Here is a 20,111-nt window from a genome sequence, read left to right on the forward strand (position 1 = left end):
GGGAAGGCCGCCGGTTGGCTTACGTTTCCAACAACAAAGGTCCGTCTGCTCGAGAAGCGGCGCGGATCGTACGTCGCGAGGCACGACAGTGACCGATTCGCAACCTTCCACGACGCGTCCGGCGACGATCAGCGACGTCGCGCGCGAGGCCGGCACGGGCAAGACCAGCGTTTCGCGCTACCTGAACGGCGAGACGCATGTGCTGTCCGTCGATCTGCGCCAGCGGATCGAGGCGGCCATCGCACGGCTCAACTACCGGCCGAACCAGATGGCGCGCGGGCTCAAGCGCGGCCGCAACCGGCTGCTCGGCATGCTCGCGGCCGACCTGACCAATCCTTACACCGTCGAAGTGCTGCAGGGCGTCGAGGCCGCGTGCCATGCGCTCGGCTACATGCCGCTCATCTGCCACGCGGCGAACGAAGTCGAGATGGAGCGCCGCTTCCTGCAACTGCTCACGACGTACCGCGTCGAAGGGCTGATCGTCAACGCGCTCGGCGCCGACGAAGACGTGCTGCGCCCGCTGCGCGGCGCGGGCATTCCGGCCGTGCTCGTCGACCGCACGGTCGAGGGCTTCGAGGCCGACCTGATCGGCCTCGACAACACCGACGCGATCGAGACGGCGCTCGCGCACCTGGTCGAGCACGGCTTCGACGCGATCCATTTCGTCGTGCAGCCGTTCGAGCGCGTCAGCTCGCGGCGCGTGCGCGAGACCGCGTTCCGCGCGGCGCTGGCGGCGCGCGGGCTGCCGGTGCCGCCGACGGTCGTGCTCGACCTGAACGAACCCGACGCGGCCGCGGCGGCGCTCGCCGACGTCGATGCGCGCATCGACGATGCGGCCCGGCGCGGCGTGCGCGCGGCGCTGTTCGCCGCGAACGCGCCGGTCGCGCTGGCGATCGCGCGCCACCTGCGCGCGCGCTTCGGCGCCGCGTGGCAGCAAAAGGCGGCGCTGCTGTCGATCGACGATCCGGAATGGGCCGAGCTGATCGGCATCACGACGATTCGTCAGCCGACCTACGAAATCGGCTACAAGGCCGTCGAATTCGTGCACGAACGGATCGACGGCGCGGCGGGCGACGTGCGCGTCGCGATGCTGCCCGGCGAGTTGATTGCGCGCGCGTCGACCGCAAGCTGAGTATCATTCGGGGCACGCGGCGCGTCAGGTGCGCCGCCCCGAACAAGGAACTCCATGACTGTCGCTCCCGTCACGCTGGCGGCGCTGATCGCCGCCACGCTGATCATCGCGCTGCTGCCGCTCGTCCTCTACCGCATCCTGCGCAAGCCGATTGCGCTCAACCGCCGCGACACGATCGTCGGCGTCGCCGTCTTCACGCTGTCCGCGATGATTCTCGAGCGCGCGTTCCACGGGCTCGTGCTGAGCCACACGCCCGAGGACGGCTGGCTGACGCAGCCGCTCGCGTTCGTCGCGTACGGCGCGCTCGCGACCGCGATGTTCGAGGAAGTCGGCCGCTATCTCGGGATGCGTTTTCTGAACCGCCGCTACGGCGCATCGGCCGGCGACGGCCGCGGGATCGGCTACGGAATCGGCCACGGCGGCGCCGAAGCGTGGTTCGTCGGCGTGCTCGTGTGGGGCCAGTGGTCGTATCTCGCATGGCTCGCGAGCCGCGGCCAGCTCGAGACGCAGTTGTCCGACCTGCCGGTCGACACCGTGGTGCGGCTGCACATGATGCTCGCGACGCTGTCGGCCCAGTCGATCCTGCTGTTGCTGCTCGAACGCTGCGCGGCGTTCGCGGTGCAACTGGCGCTGTCGGTGCTGGTGTGGCGCGGCGTGCGCGCCGGGCGAATCGCCGTGTTGCCGCTCGCGATCGTGCTGCATGCGCTCGCGGCGACGCCGACGCTGCTGTACCAGGTGCGCGTGCTGCCGGCCGCGTGGGTCGAGGCCGTGTATTTCGTGCTGGCCGCGATCCTGGTGGTCGTGCTGGTGAAGGCGTGCCGGCCGTCGCGTGCGGCGGCCTGACGGGAGAGACGGAATGGACGACTATCTGATCGAATGCCAGAGCGCGGAATTCGACGCGCTCGCGCGCGTGATCTGCGATCTGTTTCCGGAGCAGACGCGCTTCGCCGAAAGCAGCGACGCGCGCGGGCGCTTCCTGTCCGTGCACTGGCTCGCGATGCGGTTCGGCGCGACGCCGAAGCGGATGACGCTCGACATCCGGATCGTGCCGGCCGCGTTCGCGCGCTACCTGGCGCTCAAGCCGATGCAGCGCGCGCGCAGCCATGCGGTGCTGCATGCGTATACGGAAGCGATGCTGGGGTCGCTCGAAGAGCGGCACGCGGCCGGCGAGGCCGTCGAGCGCGACGCGGCACTCGAACTCGACGAAGACTTTGCGTGAGTAGCGGCGCCGGCTTCGTGCCGGCGCGGTGCGTTACGCGTCAAGCGTCGCGGTAGACCTGCGCGAAGCGCTGCGCCTGCACGACACCGTAGTCGCCGGGCGCGTATTGCATCACCCAGTCGCCGGCGACGCCGCGCAGCGTGTCGCCGTTTTCCGAGCGGGCGATCGTAAACGGTTCGTCCATCCGGCGCGCGAGCACGACGGCCGGCCGGTTGCGGTAGGCGCCCGGCGTGCCGTGCGCGAGCGCCGGATCGGCGGGCAGGTATTTGGCGTCGAAGCGTGCGCGCGACACGACCCAGCGGTCGCCGGTCGAGCCGGTGATCAGCGCGTCGCCTGCGACGTAACGGTTCGGGCCTTCGAGGCTCATCAGTTCGCCGTCGGCGTCCGCGAAGGACACGGCGACGGTTTCGTCCTTGACGACGCGACGGGCCTGCGGATCGGTACGCAGATCGAGTTGCTTGAGTTCGAGCATGGCGGGGAAGGGCGGGAAAGCGGGAAAAGCCGGGAGCTTATCCCGAATTCGGCGCGCCGTGTGGCGCGCCGTCGCCGATCGTCGATAGCGGCGCGGCGCCGTTCGGCCCGAGCGGGCCGGCACGGCGCCGGCGGGGGGCGTCAGGGCTGCGCGGGTGCGCTCGCGGCCGGCGCGGCCGCCTTGCCCTTCGTCTTGCCCTTGCCGCGGTGCTCGCCGCCGTGGTGCAGCCAGCTGCGGAAAGTCGTGTCGGCCAGCGCCTTCTGCTCGGCCGGGAAGCTCTCGTAGAGCGGCGCGAACGCGTCGGCGAGCTTCTTCGCGCCGTCGGCGTTCGCCTGCGACAGTTCCGCATACTGCTTGATGTCGTCGAGCGCGGACACGTCGTGCTTGGCCATCCGTTCGCCGTAGAGGCGGCCCATCGTTGCACCGTTGTCGCGCATCGTGTCGGCGAACGTCTTCCATTGCGGCTCCTGCGCCGACGTGATCTTCAACTGGTCGTGCAGGTACTTGATGCGCTGCTCGATGCGCGCTTCATGGCGTGCCGCGCGCTGTTCGGCGCTCGGGGCCGATGCCGCGGCCGTCGTGGCCGGCGCCTGGGCGGGCGCTTGCGGCTGCGCCGGGGTTTGCGCGAATGCGCTGGCTGCAACGACGAGCGTAGCGAGGGTGAGCGAGATTTTCTTCATGGTTGGCTCTCCGGGGTGGTGTCTTGCGAGCGGGCGCGGCGGCCATCGCCGCCGGCGCGCCTTTCGCGTCGCCCGCTATTAGTAGCACGTTGCCTGCGGTGCAGCAGTGAATGCGACACTTGCTTACATCCGATACGAATCGAAATCGAAAGGTTGAATCCGGCCCGTGCCGGTTGGGCGTGCCCGCGTTCGGCGCTATCATCGCGTCACTTTCCACTTCGCCGGCGCATGCGTACCGGCCCAGCGTCATGCGTCCACCCCGCCTCGACCAACTCGACGATCTCGACCGGCAACTCGTCGCGCTGCTGCAAGCCGATGCGCGCGCCAGCGTCGCGGATCTCGCGCGCCAGCTCGACGTCGCGCGCACGACGGTCGTCGCACGCATCGCGCGGCTCGAGCGCACCAACGTGATCGCCGGGTACAGCGTGCGGCTCGGGCAGGACGTGCTCGATGCGAGCATCTATGCATACGTCGGCATCATCCTCACGCCGAAGTTCGGCAAGGACGTATTGCGCAAGCTCGACCGGATGCCGGAAGTCCAGCTGCTGTGCGCGGTGAGCGGCGAATACGACTACGTCGCATGGCTGCGCGCCGATTCGCCCGAACGGCTCAACGACCTGCTCGACCAGATCGGCACGCTCGAAGGCGTCGAGCGCACGACGACGTCGATCATCCTGTCGCGCAAGATCGATCGCGGGACGATCGGCGGCTGAGCCGTTGTACGTGACTTGTTATACGCTGCGCCGCGCATGACGAACGGCGCGAGCGCATGTGCGGCGCAGGTTTCGTTGCGTCACGGGCATCTGGATTAACGTCGGGTAGGTGCCGGCACGCATTCGTATCGGCATTCGCTGCACATCATGATCGGTACGGGTGCCCGTCGCCATCCTTCCGCGCACTTCGCGCGCCTCTCTCCCGAATCTCCTTTCCGTATTTCGCTTCGACACAGCGTGTAACACCTGACGCATGTGCAGTTCGTGCGTCGGGAGCCATGCGGTGCGTCGTCGTCTTCGTCGTCGCAATGCGCAGCCGCCAACGGCCGGTTCGCGACAGCGCCTTTACGCGATTTTTAGACGAATGTGTCGTTTCGACGAAATGCTTCGTCATAACGTCGAAATTATCGGTCGTTTCGCATCATTCTTCGTCTTGGAACTGATTTTGAGCGTCCCTACACTGTGTCCATGGCTCGACGCCGTACACCAACACCCACCCATCATCAGGAGATAAGCGCATGAAAATCGCCATCGTCGGCGCAGGTCTGATCGGCCACACCATTGCTCACATGCTGCGCGAAACGGGCGACTACGAAGTCGTCGCGTTCGACCGCGACGCGGATGCGCTCGCGAAGCTGTCGCGCGAAGGCATCGCGACGCAACGGGTCGATTCGGCCGACGCGAATGCGATTCGCGAAGCGGTGAAGGGCTTCGATGCGCTCGTCAACGCGCTGCCTTACTACCTCGCGGTCAACGTGGCCGCGGCCGCGAAGGCTGCGGGCGTTCACTACTTCGACCTGACCGAAGACGTGCGCGCCACCCACGCGATCCGCGAACTGGCCGACGGCTCCGACCGCGCGTTCATGCCGCAATGCGGGCTCGCACCGGGCTTCATCGGCATCGCCGCGCACGAACTCGTGAACGGCTTCAGCGAAGTGCGCGACGTGAAGATGCGCGTCGGCGCGCTACCGGAATATCCGACCAACGCGCTGAAGTACAACCTGACGTGGAGCGTCGACGGCCTGATCAACGAATACTGCCAGCCGTGCGAAGCGATCCGCGACGGCCGCAAGCAGTGGGTGCAGCCGCTCGAAGGCCTCGAGCACTTCTCGCTCGACGGCACCGAATACGAGGCGTTCAACACGTCGGGCGGCCTGGGCACGCTGTGCGAAACGCTGTCGGGCAAGGTCGAGACGCTCGACTACAAGTCGGTGCGCTATCCGGGCCACCGCGAGCTCGTCCAGTTCCTGCTGGAAGACCTGCGCCTGTCGACCGATCGCGACACGCTGAAGTCGATCATGCGCCGCGCGGTGCCGTCGACGAAGCAGGACGTCGTGCTCGTGTTCGTCACGGTGACGGGCGTGAAGGACGGCCAGCTGGTGCAGGACGTGTTCACGCGCAAGATCTTCGCGAAGGACGTGTGCGGGATGCACATGAGCGCGATCCAGATCACGACGGCCGGCGCGATGTGCGCGGTGCTGGATCTGTTCCGCGAAAAGAAGCTGCCGCAGAGCGGTTTCATCCCGCAGGAAAAGGTGTCGCTGAAGGCGTTCCTGTCGAACCGCTTCGGCAAGCTGTACGACGGCGGCACGATGGAGCGTGTGCACGCGGTTGCCTGACCGCAGTTACCAGACACGAGGGCCGTACGACGCCGGGAGCGCAGCAGCGCTTCCGGCGTTGTTTTTTGCGGGGAAGGGAAGGGCGCCGGGCGGCGCGCTCAGGCCGGCAGCGGCGGGACCATCGTCGCCGGTTGCGGCGGCGGCACGATGCGGTACAGCAGCGCGTCGAGGTCCGCGTCGGACGGCGCGGTGTTGTCGAACATCACGATGCCGTCGCATTCGTGGCCGCTCGGCACGAAGCGGCGCTGCCGGTATTCGTCCCAGTGCGCGAGCTTGTACGCATCGTTCGGGTTGGCGCGCGCGACGATCCGCTGATGCGCGACGTCTTCCGACGTGTGGACCCAGACGACCGTCAGCGTGACGTCCGGCGCGATGCCGAGCCACGCGCGATCGAGGATGCGGCGGTCGCGCACTTCACGCGACAGCGGGCCGACGACGAGCGCGCCGATGCCGAGCGCGAGATTTTCACGGGCCGTGTCGAGCAGGCCTTGATATTCGGGATCGCGAAGATGTTTCAGGTAGAGCGGGCTGTCGCGGTCGTTCGGATCGTCCGTCAGCGCGCCCATCGCCGCCGCGCTGTAGCGGCCGTACAGCGTGTCCTTGTCGAGCAGGCAGAACGCGTCGCCGGTCGCGCGCATCAGCGGCCCGATGAGCCGCTTCGCGAGCGTGGTCTTGCCGGTGCCGGCGTGACCGCAGAAGAACACGAGATGCGTCACGAATACCGGCTCCCTGCTTCCTGGCGCGACGTGTCGCCGCGCTTGTCGCCGCGCGAGAACACTTCCGCTTCCAGCCACATCGCGTTGATGATGCCGAAGCCGAGCGCCACGCCGATGCCGAGTATCCACGAGAAATACCACATAGATCTGTCTCCTTGACGGTGGGGCCGCACGGCCGTTGTGCGGCGCGCAACGCAGACCCGGTGGGCCTGTCGACGTGCGCCGACGCGCGTGCTGCGGCGCACTCAGCCCGATCATGACCAATATCGGCGTGCCACGCAAGCCGGGTCGTCCGTGCAGCAAACCGTTAAACTGATGCGCAAACCGCAACATCGTGGACAACATGCTGATCAACTGCGCTGCTTACCAGGATGGCCGCAAGCTGGCCGATATCGACATCGACGCCATCAGCGATTACGTGTCGAAGCCCGAATGCTTCGTGTGGGTCGCGCTGAAGGATCCGACGCCCGAGGAAATCGACCTGATGGGCGAGGAGTTCGGGTTGCACGAGCTGGCGCTCGAGGATGCCCGCAAGGGCCATCAGCGGCCGAAGATCGAGGAATACGGCGATTCGCTGTTCGCGGTGCTGCACACCGTCGAACTCGAGGACGACGGCGAATTCAAGGTCGGCGAACTGAACGTGTTCGTCGGCCCGAATTACGTGCTGTCGATCCGCAACCATACCGAGCAGGATTTCCGCGACGTGCGCAAGCGCTGCGAGCGGGAGCCGCATCTGCTGCGAGAGGGTTCGGCGTTCGTGTTTTACGCGTTGATGGACCAGGTCGTCGACCGGTATTTCCCGATCCTCGAAACGCTCGGCACCGAGCTCGAGGAACTCGAGGATCGCATCTTCGCGAAGGCGACGCCCGCGTCGTCGCGCGCGATCATCGAGGATCTCTATTCGCTGAAGCGCCGGCTCGTGCTGCTGTACCAGCACACGGCGCCGCTGATGGAGCCGCTCTCGAAGCTCACCGGCGGGCGCGTGCCGCACGTCTGCAGCGGGATGGCGGCCTACTTCCGCGACGTGTACGACCATCTGCAGCGGATCGTGAAGACGATCGAAGGGCGCCGCGAGATGGTCGTCACCGCGATCCAGGTCAACCTCGGGATGATTTCGCTCGCGGAGAACGAGGTGACCAAGCGGCTCGGCTCGTTCGCCGCGCTGTTCGCGATCCCGACGATGATCGCCGGCATCTACGGGATGAACTTCGCGAACATGCCCGAGCTGCACCTGAAATACGGGTTCTACGGCTGCATCGCGGTGATGGCCATCGCCGACCTCGCGCTGTGGTGGCGTTTCAAGCGGGCAGGGTGGCTGTAGTCCGGCTTCACGCCGGACGCGGCGCGTGCTTGCCGACCACGACGCGCCACGGCCGCACGCGCCACGATTTCACGAGGCCGTTCTGCACGTACGGATCGGCGCGCGCGAACGATTCGGCCGCTTCCGGCGAATCGCCTTCGAATACGAGCACGGCCTGATCGGCCGGGTCCGCCAGCGCACCGGCGAGCACGAGTTCGCCGCGCTCGGTCGCAGCTTGCGCGAGCGCCAGATGCTCAGCACGGAACGGCTCGCGCCGCGACAGGTAATCGTCGACGAGTTCATAGATCAACTGGTAATGCATGGTCGCTCCAGGAGTCGGTTTCTGCCGCGGAATGGTGGGCGGCCGGCTCAGTATAGGCCACCGGGAAAGCCGTGGCGGTGGGGTTTGCCGGCGGGTCGGCGGTCGTTCGCAGGTTCGTTTTTTGAACGGCGCATCCCGGGCGGTATCCCGATGTTCTTCTTGAAACGCAACTAACGGTCGAGTTTCTCAACGTCGACAAATTGGCGGGCGCGACCGCATCTTCGTTCGCACTGCCTGAAATCTGCCTGCAGAAATGAGGGTCCGCCAAGCGTATTCCGGGGCCGGATTTCACATGCCGGCGCGGGCGGACGGCTCGAAGGGGAACCGAGGGCGCCGGCTGCCGGGCCGTGTGGACCGGCGTGGCCTGAGGGCGTTTCCATTGGGCCGGAATGCGACCTATGCTGAACGAATCCGGAGCGAACGTCGTTCGCCCTATTCGTCAGATTCGCCCAGACGAGGTGCGCCATGCCGGTCTCAGCCACCCTGCAGGATTGCCTGCGCCAGAAGTCATCGCGGTACGAAGTCGTGTACCACCCCTATAGCCATACGAGCATGGAGACGGCCGCCGCCGCGCATATTCCCGGCGATCGTCTCGCGAAAACCGTGCTCCTCGAGGACGCCGAGGGCTACGTCGCCGCCGTATTGCCGACGACGCACGCCGTGCGCCTGTCGGATCTCTGGGTGAAGACGGGACGCCATCTCGTGCTCGCCCGGGAGGTCGAATTGCGCGAACTGTTCAAGGATTGCGACATGGGCGCGTTGCCGCCGGTGTGCATGGCGTACGGGATGAAGACGTTCCTCGAGGAGCGCCTCGCGCAGCAGCCGGAAGTCTATTTCGAGGCCGGCGATCATCAAGCGCTGATTCACATGATGCAGGACGAATTCCTGATGCTGATGGAGACGGCCGAGCGCGCGCATTTCTCGCACAGGATGCAGGGAATGATGTTGTCCTGAGCGATGTCGGTCGCTCGTCGATGAAGCGTACACGCAGGCATTTTTCGCTGGGTTCAGTGAGGCGGGGATGCCTGTGCGCGCCGAGGGGCGGGTAATGGATTCATGCTGACGCAGTGGTCTCCGGCGTCGGAAAATAGATTGGTTATACGAATTATTTGATGGACTTCTGATGAGCGGCAAGCTCTGTTTGTTTTGATTTGTCATCCTTGAGATATAGGAACTTGAGCGCCGCCTGAGCATCGCGTGACCGCCATGGAGTCGGCGAGGGCCTGTTCGCGCGGATGCAAGCCGGTTCTTGACATGAGCGGCTTCTCGCCCCCGCGCCGGATGCGGACGCGGCAGTGGTCTACCGGCTGCCGTCCCTGGGCGAGCCAACGAAACGCATCCGGCAACGCACGCCCGGGCGAGCCAATTCGGTGCGTCGCACTAAATTAGTGATTATTTATGCATGGGCACCGAATAAGTGCGCACACCATACAAATCAATTACTGAATTGGTGGGCAATGGTTAATGAAGCTTACTAACTCGTTATTCGAGTAAGGCCTCCAAACTTTGTATTCAAGTATCAAATAAAGTTTGACGCCCGGATTTTTTCCTTGCTATCTTCTGCACCCAAGACGAACGGCCTGGCTGACATCGTCGTGTAACGAAGATCCAATCGTCATACGAGAAATGTGCCTGTGTCGACGCAGCTGACAATTGCCTGACCACGCTGGTGCGGGATGGACGCCGGATAGGGCGGCTATCCCGTTGCGGTTGAAACGATTCCTTGAAATTGAATAAACGCGATCCGAAATCGATGCTTTCAATTCGGATTGCCAATTGAATTAAAAATGAAATTTCGAGTTGAGGCGGAGACGGAACCGACCCGGTTCCGGCGCCGGCCATCATCGCGAAACTGGGCGATTCGCTTGGGGGAAGGATAGTGGGCATGAAAGTCGAAGAGCATCTGGTTGCTTCGAACAGCGGACTGGCCACGCTGGGGCGTCCGCGGGAATTCGGCAAGAAGCAGCAGAATCCGGTGCGCCGTTTCGGCGGCATCGCAGTCGTCCTCCTGTTGCATGCAGTGCTGATCTACGCATTGCTCAACGGCCTCGCGACCAAGGTCGTGCAGGTGATCCAGCATCCGATCGAAACCCGCATCATCGAGCCGGTGAAGCCGCCGCCGCCCCCGCCGATGCCGGTCGTCAAGCTTCCGCCGCCGAAGTTCGCGCCGCCGCCGCCGCCGTTCGTGCCGCCGCCCGAAGTGCCGGTGCAGGCGCCCCCGCAACAGGCGACCATCACGCACCAGTCGGCACCGGTGCCGTCCGCGCCGGCCGTGCAGGCGCCGGTCGTCGCACCGCCCGCGCCGGCCAAGCCGGTCAGTCACGAAGTGGGTGTCGTCTGCCCGAATTCGGACTCGATTCGCGCGTCGATGCAGTACCCGAAGGAAGCGCAGGAAAACAACATCACGGGTGACGTGACGATCGAGTTCGTCGTGGATGCGGAAGGGAACATCACGAACGAGCGCGTGGCCCAGTCGGCCGACCCCGTGCTCGATCGGGCGGCCTACAACACCGTGAAGCGCTTCAAATGCGTGGCGCAAGGCCAGGCAGTACGGGTGCAGGTGCCGTTCTCGTTCAACCTGAATTGATGCAGTGGGCGGTCCGGCGGGAGCCGGACCGGGGAAAACCGGCTTGAACTTTAATCGTAAGTTCAACGAAAGAATTGGAGTGGGGTATGACGAAGCGTTCTCTGGCCGCGCTGGCGGCAAGCCTGTTGATGTCCGTCACTGCAATCGACGGGCTCGTTGCGCCGCAACTCGCTTACGCGCAAGCGAGCGGATCCACGGCGACATCCGACGCGTCGACACAGGCCGCGGCGCCGACGCCCGCCGCCGCCGAGCCGGCTCCGCCGCCGGCACCGGCCGCGACCGAAGCGGTCGAGAATCCGTACGGGCTCGGCGCACTCTGGAAGAACGGCGACTTCGTCGCGCGCTTCGTGCTGATCCTGCTCGTGATCATGTCGATGGGCAGCTGGTACATCATGATCACGAAGTTCGTCGAGCAGTTGCGGGCGAACCGCCGCGCGAAACTCGCCGACGCGCAGCTCTGGAGCGCGCCGTCGCTGGCCGAGGGCGCGAAGCTGCTCGACGAGGCGTCGCCGTTCCGCTTCATCGCGGAAACGGCGATCGAGGCGGGCGAGCATCATGACGAGGCGCTGCTCGAAGCTGTGGACCGCAACACGTGGATCGACGTGTCCGTCGAGCGCTCGATCACGAACGTGTCGAACCGCATGCAGGACGGGCTCGCATTCCTCGCGACGGTCGGCTCGACCGCGCCGTTCGTCGGGCTGTTCGGCACGGTCTGGGGGATCTATCACGCGCTGACGGCGATCGGGATCGCGGGTCAGGCGTCGATCGACAAGGTCGCAGGCCCGGTGGGCGAGGCGCTCATCATGACGGCGATCGGCCTGGCGGTCGCGGTGCCTGCGGTGCTCGGCTACAACTTCCTGGTCCGGCGCAACAAGTCGGTGATGGAGCGGGTGCGCAACTTCGGCGCCCAGCTGCATACCGTGCTGCTGGCCGGCAGCAAACGTCCCGCTCGCGTGCCGTCGGCCGCCGCGTCGCTCGTGAACTGACCGGCTGACGGAGGCGCGCGATGGGCATGAACGTCGGGCAGGACGAAAGCGACGAGGTGATCGCGAACATCAACACGACGCCGCTCGTCGACGTGATGCTGGTGTTGCTGATCATCTTCCTGATCACGATTCCGGTCGTCACGCACACGATCCAGCTGCAGTTGCCGAAGGAAGTCGTGCAGCCGCTGCAGACCACGCCGAAGAGCGTCGAGATCGCAGTGAACCGCGACGGCGATTTCTTCTGGGGCGAGCAATTGGTGGATGCGTCGACGTTGCTCGCGAAGCTGAAGGGCGTGTCGCAGCAGCAGCCGCAGCCGAGCGTGCACGTGCGGGGCGATCAGAACACGCGCTACGAGTTCATCGGCCGGGTCATCACGATGTGCGAGCGCGCGGGTATCGCGAAGGTGTCGTTCATTACGGAACCGCCGGCGCGGGGTGGTTAGCGTTGGATGGGGAACGGCGCACGCGCCGATTCGGATCGACCGCGAAGCATGGGACCAGAACAAGCGCTGAAGCGCTAACTCTGGTCGACAGGAGCAAACGATGGGAATGAACGTGCCTTCGGGCGGGAGCAGCAGCGAGCCGGACGTGATGGTCGACATCAACACCACGCCGCTGATCGACGTGATGCTGGTGCTGCTGATCATGCTGATCATCACGATCCCGATCCAGATGCATTCGGTGAAGATGGATCTGCCGGTGGGGAACCCGCCGCCACCCGCCACACAGCCGGAAGTCGTGCAGATCGACATCGACTTCGACGGCACGACGACGTGGAACGGCACGCCGGTGCCGGATCGCGCGGCGCTCGAGGCGAAGCTGACACAGGTCGCGCACGAGCCCGTGCAGGCGGAGATCCATCTGCGGCCGAACAAGCTGGCGCCATACAAGGACGTGGCGGCCGTGCTGGCGTCCGCCCAGCGCGTGGGCGCGACGAAGATCGGCCTGATCGGCAACGAGCAGTTCATGCAATGACGGGACAGGCCAACCGATGAACCAGCAACGATGGAAACGGATGGTGGCGCTGACGGCGCTCGGTGCGGCCTGCGCGCTCGGCCGGCCGGCGTGGGCAGCCGACGCGTTGCGGCCCGATGTGGCGAAGCCGCTGGCGGCGGCGCAGGAGCTGTATCGCGCGCACAAGTATCGCGACGCGCTCGGCAAGATCGCGCAGGCGGCCGCCGTGCCCAACCGCACGCCGTATGAAACCTACATGGTGGAAGCGACGCGTGGCGCGGCGGCGATGGCGGCCGGCGATACCGGCGTGGCCGCGCAGGCCTACGAAACCGTGCTGAACTCGGGGCGCCTGTCGGGCGAGGACGAGCAGCGGACGACGGCGGCGCTCGCGGGGATCTACTTCCAGCAGAAGAACTATCCGCAGGCGATCCGCGTCGCGCAGCGCTACCTGAAGGCGGGCGGCACGGATCCGGAAATGCGCACGCTGCTCACGCAGTCGTATTACCTGTCGAACGATTGCGGCCAGGTCGTGAGCCAGCTGAAGGCGAGCGCGGACGCACAGGTGAAGGCCGGCCACGCGCCGGACGAAGGGCAGTTGCAGATGCTGGCGACCTGCGCGCAAAAGAGCAAGGATGCCGGCGCCTATCGCAGCGCGCTCGCCATGCTGGTGGCTTATCACCCGAGCCCGGCGTACTGGGAGGAAATGGTCTCGGCGATTCGCGCCAGCCCCGGTTACCTGTCGTCGCTCGACCTCGACATCTACCGGTTGCGCCGGGCGACGGGCTCGCTGACGACGGCCGACGCCTATATGGAGATGACGCAGCTCGCGCTGGTGGCGGGCACGCCGGCCGAAGGCCGGCAGGTGATCGACCAGGGGTTCGCGTCCGGCGTGCTGGGCAAGGATGCGCAGGCGGACCGCGAGAAACGGCTGCGGGGGCTGGCCGACAAGCGCGCACAGTCGGGCGCGGACGCTGCCGATCCGGTGGCGCCGATCGACGCGGGCATGAATCTGGTGTTCGCGGGCCACGCGGCGCAGGGGCTGTCGATGATGGAGCAGGCGATCGCGAAGGGCGGGCTCGAGCATCCCGATGCGGCGCGGCTGCGGCTCGGCGAGGCGTACTACGTGGCGGGCCAGAAGGCGCACGCGGTCCAGGTGCTGCGCACGGTGAAGGGTACCGACGGATCGGCGGATCTGGCGAAGCTCTGGACGGTCGTCGCGTCGCGGTAAGGCGACGCCGGAGGACGCAGGGGCCAGAGGCGGGATGAGCGCCGTACGGCATACACGTGCCATTGCGGCCACCTGAAGGCAGGGAAGTCTGACTGGACGAAGAAAAGGGGCAGCCTTGTTAATTAGTAAACCGAATGAAATGAGCGAGAATCGCGCGACCACGAAGCGGGCATCCCGTTTCGCGCCGCGTGCGACGTGCGCGCGTCGGCGAAGGGTCGCTCAGCCTCGCGTCGCGGCGGCAGCCTCATGGCGTCGGGCAAGGGCTGCCGACATCAAACCGATTTCGATTGAGAGGGTCCGTTCTTCCATGGTCTTGCCTCCCGATGAATCGGTGCTCGTCGCGATTTCGCTCGGCAACAAGATCCGCGCGCTTCGGCAGCGGCTGAAACTCACGCTCGACGAAGCGGCCACGACGGCAGGGATCTCGAAGCCATTCCTGTCGCAGGTCGAGCGCGGGCGCGCGACGCCGTCGATCACGTCGCTGGTCCGAATTGCGAAGGCGCTCGGCGTGACGATGCAGTACTTCATCGACACGCCGACCGAGGCGCGCTCGGTGTGCCGCGGCGACGCGTTGCAGTATTTCCAGTTCGCGAACTCGGCGAGCTCCTTTGCGCGGCTGACGAATCTCGTGGACGGTCGCAAGCTCGACGCGATTCTCGTCAGGATACCGGTGGGGCAGTCGCCGTCGGAAGTGACGACGCATGCGGGGGAGGAGTTTCTCTACGTGATGCGCGGAAGGGTCGTGCTCACGCTGGAGGAGTGCACGTTCGTGTTGAGCGCGGGCGACACCGCGCACTACGAGTCGACGCTGCCGCATGCGTGGCACAACACGGCTGACGAAGAGGCGGTGATCGTCTGGGTCGGTACGCCGCGGTTGTTCTAGCGGAGGCGGCAGGTGCTGCACGCCGCGATGCAGGAGAAGTACCCGATCGATGGAAGACAGCACGCAGTACGGCGCGCGAACAGTTTCGTTGTCGGCAGGGCTGGACTCGTCATCCATCGAATCGGAAGCAGCAGGAAGTGCGCTCATTACATGTAGTAAGTATGACGAATCAAATATAAAGAGACGGTGATGCCGAGTGGCACGGGTGCCCCGAGGCCGATCCGTTCGAGTCATGGCAGGCGGAAAAGTGGCTATCGCGGGTTCCGTTACACGGGCACCCAGGACGCGCAAGGAATTCACAAGGTTCCGGCACGCAGCAGGCGGGGTCTTACTACGAGCGAGAGGGAACAAGATGAAGCAGAGAGTTTTGGCGTTGGCCATCAAGAGGATAGTCTGGGCGGAACTGGCGCTGACGGCCGCGCTGGTGCCGCCGGCGTTCGCCCAGAGCCAGCCGGCGCCGGGCGCCGCGTCGATCGCGGATGCGGTCGCGAACGGCGCACCCATGACCGTTGCACAGGCGGACGGTGCGGCGGGCGCTGTCGCTGCCACGGGTGCCTCGGCATCCGGTGCGGCAGCCGAGGCGACGCTTGCCGCGCCCGGCGCGAACGGACAAGGCAAGGTCGCGCAGATCAAGCGGTTCGAAGTGACGGGTTCGCTGATCCGGCAGGCCGACAAGGTCGGCTTCAACCAGGTTCAGACCGTCACGAGCAAGGACATCGAGAACAGCGGTCAGACCAGCGTCGCTGACTACCTGCGCAGCACCTCGGCGAACTCGGCAAGTAGCTGGAGCGAAGGTTCGACGAACAGCTTCGCACCGGGCGGCGCAGGTATCGCGCTGCGCGGTCTTAGCGAGAAATACACGCTGGTGCTGATCGACGGCATGCGGGTGTCGCCGTATGCGTTCGCAGTGAATGGCAGCGATCAGTTCTTCGACCTGAACACGCTGCCGCTCAACATCATCGACCGCATCGAAATTGTCAAGACAGGCGCGGTGTCCCAGTATGGTTCCGACGCAATCGCGGGCGTGGTGAACATCATCACGAAGAAAAACTTTCAGGGTCTTGAATTGGGGGGCAGCTACGGTGGTGCGACGAACGGTGAAGGCGGCCAGGGCACGACGAAGTTCAGCATCCTGGGCGGCTTCGGCGACCTGAACGCCGACCGTTTCAACGTGACCGCAGCGCTCAGCTACTACAAGTCGAACGGCATCTCGATCGCCGATCGCGACACGACGCAGAACCAGAATTTCTCCAATTTCCCGGGCGGCCTGTCGAACCAGAGCGTGTCGTACTGGCGCAATCCGGCCACCGGCGCGAAGGTGCCGCTGAGCCCGTGTCCGAACGGAGGCCAAGCCGTGCCGGGCACCTCGGTCGCGCAGGTCAACGGTCCCGGCACGGTCTGCGCAAACAACACTGCGTACGCATCGTCGCTGTCGCCGTGGACTGAGCGCCTGAGCGCGAAGGTGCATGCCGACTTCAAGATCAACGACGCGATGCAGGCGTTCGCCGATCTCTGGGAAAGCAACAATACGACGGTCACGAACAACTTCGTCGGCCGCCTCGGTAACAGCACGCAGACCTATGATCCGGCGACGGGCGGTCTCACCCCGATTTCGAACCTGGTGCCGGGCAGCAACCCGTATAACCCGTTTGGCGTGCCGGCCAAGCTGGTCTACGCATTCCCGGCCACGCAGGCCGTGCATACGAGCTCCAACTTCTGGCGTGCCGCGACGGGCGTGAAAGGCTCGTTCAGCACGCCACGCGTGGGTGATTGGGATTGGACAGCGTCCTACACGCATTCGCAGAACACGGTTTCGAACAACTATTCGAACCTGATCAACGCGGCCGCACTGGAAAATATTGTCCAGAACGGCGTGTTCAACTTCGCCAATCCGTCGTCGACCCCGAACGGGTTGGACGGGTTGTACGGAAGCACGTCGACACAGGCCATCACGAAGCTCGACGCTGTCGACGCGACGCTGTCTACGCCGAACCTGTTCACGTTGCCGACGGGTAACGTCGGCCTGGGTCTCGGTACGCAATTCACGCACCAGAGCCAGTACATCGGTACGGGCGCGGACTACGCGAACGGCACGCTCGTTCAGCCGTCGCTGCAATCGGTCAACGGCGAGCGCAACGTCGCGGCGGTCTACTACCAGATCGACATTCCTATCCTGAAGAACTTGACGTTCAGCCAGTCGGGGCGCTATGACCACTACAGTGACTTCGGTGGAGCATTCTCGCCGCGCTTCGCGTTGCGCTTCCAGCCGATCCGCGAGCTGACGATGTACGGTTCGTACAACCGTGGCTTCCGCGCACCGACGCTGATCGAAAACACCTCGTCGAGGACCTACGGCGCACAGGGCGCGGTCGATTCGAACGATCCTAACAACCCGAACGCATACAACCTCGTTGAGGAAGTGCAGACCGGTAACAGCAAGCTGCAGCCGGAGCGGACCAAGAATTACAACATCGGCTTCCAGCTGTCGCCCACCCGCAATACCGATTTCGGCTTCGACTGGTACAAGATCCACATCGACAACGTGATTGGCACGGAAGACATCCAGACGGTGGTCGACCAGAATGATCCGTCGAAGGTGATCCGTAACCCGAACGGCTCGATCGCGTATGTGCTGCTGCCGTACATGAACCTGTCGTCGCTCGATACGGACGGCTTCGAGACCACCTTCCGCCAGTCGGTGTCAACCAAGATCGGCACTTTCACGCTGTCGGGTGACTGGGCCTACGTATGGCACTTCAAGATGCCGGTGGGCGGCGAGACGACCGACTTCGCGGGCAACAACGGTTCGCTGAACGAGCCGTTCGGCGGCAGTTTCCCGCGCTGGAAGGGCAACACGAGTCTGAACTGGAACTACCACAACCAATGGAACGCGACGTTGACGTGGATGTTCACGGGACCGTACAGCCAGGCCATCCTGTCGCCGGGCCAATATCCGAACATGCAGGACAGCGTGGCTTCGTACAGTCAGTTCAACCTGATGGTCAGCTACACCGGCTTCAAGCACTGGACGATCTACGCGGGCATCGACAACATCTTCAATCGTGCGCCGCCGTTCGACCCGGTTTATATGAACGCGAGCTACCAGACGGGCTACGACACGTCGCTGTACACGTATGTCGGTCGATTCGCGCAGGTTGGCGCGACCTACAAGTTCTGATGGCGATTGCGATGCACTGATAGGTTTTAGACCGGCCGCTCCACGTCCACCTCCCCATTTTTTTGGAGCGGCCCTTTTTCGCCTGACGCCACGACGGCCCGCAACCGGGACGTGCGGCGATGCAGTTTGCCGGATCGTTTTCAGCACGAACAACCAGTGGGATGCAGGTGGCACGCGGCATCCTGCACAGGAATCTACCGCGCGCAGGCATCGCGCCCGCACGCTTTCGGACAGACGGACCATGAAACTGTTGAAATGGCGATGGGCAGGCGTGCCGCGCGCGGCGCTGTTCGCGTGCGCCGTGCTGCTCGTGTCGGGTAGCGCCATGCCACGTGCGGCGCTCGCGGTGTCGGCGATCGCGCAATACGACCAGCCCAAGTACCCGGCCAATTTTACGCATTTCGATTATGCCGATTCCGACGCGCCGAATGACGGCACGCTCAATTTCGAAAACTACGACGAAGCACAGAGCTACGACTCGCTGAACCCGTTTCTGACCCGCGGCTCGCCCGCGCCGGACATCAAGAACCTGATGTTCGACACGCTGATGCAGCGCAGCTGGGATGAACTCGCGTCCGAATACGCGCTGATCGCCGACGACGTCGAGGTCGCGGCCGACGGGCTGTCGGCGACGTTTCACATCAACGCGGCCGCGCGCTTTTCGAACGGCGACGCGATCACCGCGGCCGACGTCAAGTATTCGTTCGATACGCTGACGAGCCCGCAGGCATCGCCGCTCTACAACGCGCAGTTCTCGATCATCAAGCGCGCGGTGGTCGTCGACAGCCACACGATCCGCTTCGAATTCAAGCACGCGGAGCGCGACGCCGCGCTGATCGCAGGCGACCTGCCGGTGTTCTCGCCGAAGTGGGGGCAACGCGCGGACGGTACGCGGCCGCCGTTCGACCAGATCGCGAACGAGCCGCCGATCGCGAGCGGCGCGTACCTGATCGAGCAGCGCAGGAACGACAAGCAGATCGCGTACGTGCGCAACCCGCACTACTGGGCCGCGAATCTGCCGTCGCGGCGCGGGATGTTCCGTTTCGCGCGCGTGTCGTTCAAGCTGTACCTCGACCAGTACACGGCGCTCGAGGCGTTCAAGGCCGGCGATGTCGACGCGCGGATGGAGTACAGCTCGACGCAGTGGGCGCGCAAGTACGTCGGCAAGAATTTCAGCAACGGCATGCTGAAGAAGGGGGAATTCCCGGACGGCCCCGCGCAGATGCAGGGTTTCCTGATGAACCTGCGCAAGCCGATGTTCCAGGACGTGCGCGTGCGGCATGCGCTCGCGCTGGCGTTCGACTTCGACTGGATGAGCCGGATGATGTTCTACGGACAGTACCGGCGCACCAACAGCTTCTGGGACGCGAGCCCGTTCGCCGCGTCCGGCATGCCGAGCGCGAAGGAGCTCGCGCTGCTCGAACCGTACCGCTCGACGCTGCCGCCGGAGGTGTTCGGGCCGATGGTCAAGCAGCCGTCGACGCTGCCGCCGGGCTCGCTGCGCGCGAACCTCAGGCAAGCGCGCGACTTGCTCGCGCAGGCCGGCTGGCACTATCGCGACGGCGCGCTGCGCGACGCGAACGGCACGCCGATGACGATCGAGATCATCGACGACCAGCCCGGCATGGATCGCCTGATCCTGCCGTACACGCAAGCGCTCGCGACGCTCGGCATCCATGCGTACCTGCACGAGATCGACAGCGCGCTCTACCAGAAGCGGCTCGACAATTTCGAGTACGACATGACGACGTATATCTACTCTCCCGTGACGATCCCCGGCGCGGAGCTGACCCGCCGTTTCGGCAGTGCGGCCGCCTCGCAGCCCGGCTCGGAGAACTATCCGGGCGTGAAGTCGAAGGCCGTCGATGCGCTGATCCGCGCGGCGCTCGCGGCGAATACGCTCGACGATCTCGAGACGGCCACGCACGCCCTTGATCGCGTGCTGATCAACCTGTACGTGCTGGTCCCGCAGTACTACATGCCGAACGCGCGGATCGCGTACAAGACGACGCTCGGCCATCCGGCGGTCGTGCCGGCTTCCTATCAGTACGAGGACTGGATCGTCGACTACTGGTACGGGAAGCGGCCGGCGGTTCAACCCGCTCCGGCGGCCTGACGGAGA

20 protein-coding genes are annotated in these 20,111 nt (G+C 65.1%); 15 read left to right on the forward strand and 5 right to left on the reverse strand.

What is annotated here, in order from left to right:
- Positions 1–88: 88 nt before the first annotated feature.
- The 3 genes from HWX14_RS02470 to HWX14_RS02480 are packed head-to-tail and all read left to right on the forward strand — an operon-like array spanning position 89 to position 2,351.
- Positions 89–1,132 (forward strand): LacI family DNA-binding transcriptional regulator, encoded by a 1,044-nt coding sequence (locus tag HWX14_RS02470; protein ID WP_175881405.1) that lies wholly within the window; start codon positions 89–91, stop codon positions 1,130–1,132.
- Positions 1,133–1,186: 54 nt separating this feature from the next.
- Complete coding sequence (locus HWX14_RS02475) at positions 1,187–1,975, forward strand: YhfC family glutamic-type intramembrane protease (RefSeq protein ID WP_175881406.1); 789 nt, start codon at positions 1,187–1,189, stop codon at positions 1,973–1,975.
- A 13-nt stretch (positions 1,976–1,988) separates the two neighbouring features.
- Entirely contained in the window at positions 1,989–2,351 is a 363-nt protein-coding gene (locus tag HWX14_RS02480) for a DUF3022 domain-containing protein (protein ID WP_175881407.1), read from the forward strand.
- Positions 2,352–2,391: 40 nt separating this feature from the next.
- Here the strand turns inward: HWX14_RS02480 and HWX14_RS02485 are convergent, their stop codons facing one another.
- Positions 2,392–2,823, reverse strand: a complete 432-nt coding sequence (locus HWX14_RS02485; protein WP_006491182.1) for a PGDYG domain-containing protein — start codon at positions 2,821–2,823, stop codon at positions 2,392–2,394.
- 140 nt (positions 2,824–2,963) lie between these two features.
- The gene (locus tag HWX14_RS02490; RefSeq protein ID WP_175881408.1) at positions 2,964–3,503 is read right to left on the reverse strand and encodes a Spy/CpxP family protein refolding chaperone; all 540 of its coding nucleotides are present in this window, start codon (positions 3,501–3,503) and stop codon (positions 2,964–2,966) included.
- A 248-nt stretch (positions 3,504–3,751) separates the two neighbouring features.
- On the opposite strand from HWX14_RS02490, the gene HWX14_RS02495 reads away from it, so the two are divergent.
- Together HWX14_RS02495 and HWX14_RS02500 are read left to right on the forward strand one after the other, a co-directional pair.
- Complete coding sequence (locus HWX14_RS02495; protein WP_006481526.1) at positions 3,752–4,216, forward strand: Lrp/AsnC family transcriptional regulator; 465 nt, start codon at positions 3,752–3,754, stop codon at positions 4,214–4,216.
- Positions 4,217–4,734: 518 nt separating this feature from the next.
- A complete protein-coding gene (locus HWX14_RS02500) occupies positions 4,735–5,835 on the forward strand; it encodes a saccharopine dehydrogenase C-terminal domain-containing protein (RefSeq protein ID WP_006481527.1) in 1,101 nt (366 codons plus the stop codon).
- 98 nt (positions 5,836–5,933) lie between these two features.
- Here the strand turns inward: HWX14_RS02500 and HWX14_RS02505 are convergent, their stop codons facing one another.
- Entirely contained in the window at positions 5,934–6,551 is a 618-nt protein-coding gene (locus HWX14_RS02505; RefSeq protein ID WP_175881409.1) for an ATP-binding protein, read from the reverse strand.
- Positions 6,548–6,694 (reverse strand): cytochrome bd-I oxidase subunit CydX, encoded by a 147-nt coding sequence (cydX, locus tag HWX14_RS02510; RefSeq protein ID WP_175881410.1) that lies wholly within the window; start codon positions 6,692–6,694, stop codon positions 6,548–6,550. The genes HWX14_RS02505 and cydX overlap by 4 nt, the downstream gene beginning before the upstream one ends.
- Positions 6,695–6,894: 200 nt before the next feature.
- Here cydX and corA point away from each other — a divergent pair, with 200 nt between their 5' ends.
- A complete protein-coding gene (corA, locus tag HWX14_RS02515) occupies positions 6,895–7,872 on the forward strand; it encodes a magnesium/cobalt transporter CorA (RefSeq protein ID WP_175882332.1) in 978 nt (325 codons plus the stop codon).
- A 7-nt stretch (positions 7,873–7,879) separates the two neighbouring features.
- On the opposite strand, the gene HWX14_RS02520 is transcribed toward corA, so the two are convergent.
- Positions 7,880–8,173 carry a YciI-like protein gene (locus tag HWX14_RS02520; protein ID WP_006475974.1) on the reverse strand — a complete coding sequence of 98 codons (294 nt, stop codon included), beginning with the start codon at positions 8,171–8,173 and terminating at the stop codon, positions 7,880–7,882.
- Positions 8,174–8,638: 465 nt separating this feature from the next.
- Between HWX14_RS02520 and HWX14_RS02525 the strand changes: the two genes are divergently transcribed.
- The 9 genes from HWX14_RS02525 (at position 8,639) to HWX14_RS02565 (ending at position 20,105) form a co-directional block, all read left to right on the forward strand.
- The gene (locus HWX14_RS02525) at positions 8,639–9,127 is read left to right on the forward strand and encodes a YbaK/EbsC family protein (RefSeq protein WP_058901485.1); all 489 of its coding nucleotides are present in this window, start codon (positions 8,639–8,641) and stop codon (positions 9,125–9,127) included.
- Between the two features lie 931 nt (positions 9,128–10,058).
- Entirely contained in the window at positions 10,059–10,760 is a 702-nt protein-coding gene (locus tag HWX14_RS02530) for an energy transducer TonB (protein ID WP_175881411.1), read from the forward strand.
- An 86-nt stretch (positions 10,761–10,846) separates the two neighbouring features.
- Positions 10,847–11,746: a MotA/TolQ/ExbB proton channel family protein gene (locus tag HWX14_RS02535; RefSeq protein ID WP_175881412.1), complete on the forward strand. Its 900-nt coding sequence runs from the start codon at positions 10,847–10,849 to the stop codon at positions 11,744–11,746.
- Positions 11,747–11,766: 20 nt separating this feature from the next.
- Positions 11,767–12,189 carry a biopolymer transporter ExbD gene (locus HWX14_RS02540; RefSeq protein ID WP_011549764.1) on the forward strand — a complete coding sequence of 141 codons (423 nt, stop codon included), beginning with the start codon at positions 11,767–11,769 and terminating at the stop codon, positions 12,187–12,189.
- Between the two features lie 100 nt (positions 12,190–12,289).
- Complete coding sequence (locus HWX14_RS02545; RefSeq protein ID WP_006475979.1) at positions 12,290–12,721, forward strand: biopolymer transporter ExbD; 432 nt, start codon at positions 12,290–12,292, stop codon at positions 12,719–12,721.
- A gap of 16 nt (positions 12,722–12,737) precedes the next feature.
- Positions 12,738–13,928 (forward strand): tetratricopeptide repeat protein, encoded by a 1,191-nt coding sequence (locus HWX14_RS02550; RefSeq protein WP_175881413.1) that lies wholly within the window; start codon positions 12,738–12,740, stop codon positions 13,926–13,928.
- Positions 13,929–14,235: 307 nt separating this feature from the next.
- On the forward strand, positions 14,236–14,811 hold the full coding sequence (locus tag HWX14_RS02555) for a cupin domain-containing protein (RefSeq protein WP_175881414.1): 576 nt from the start codon (positions 14,236–14,238) through the stop codon (positions 14,809–14,811).
- 352 nt (positions 14,812–15,163) lie between these two features.
- A complete protein-coding gene (locus HWX14_RS02560) occupies positions 15,164–17,989 on the forward strand; it encodes a TonB-dependent receptor (protein WP_175881415.1) in 2,826 nt (941 codons plus the stop codon).
- Between the two features lie 241 nt (positions 17,990–18,230).
- Positions 18,231–20,105 (forward strand): extracellular solute-binding protein, encoded by a 1,875-nt coding sequence (locus HWX14_RS02565; protein WP_175881416.1) that lies wholly within the window; start codon positions 18,231–18,233, stop codon positions 20,103–20,105.
- Positions 20,106–20,111 lie beyond the last annotated feature (6 nt).

It is taken from the genome of Burkholderia sp. BCC0044 (assembly GCF_902832955.1).
In the GTDB taxonomy this organism is placed as follows: domain Bacteria; phylum Pseudomonadota; class Gammaproteobacteria; order Burkholderiales; family Burkholderiaceae; genus Burkholderia.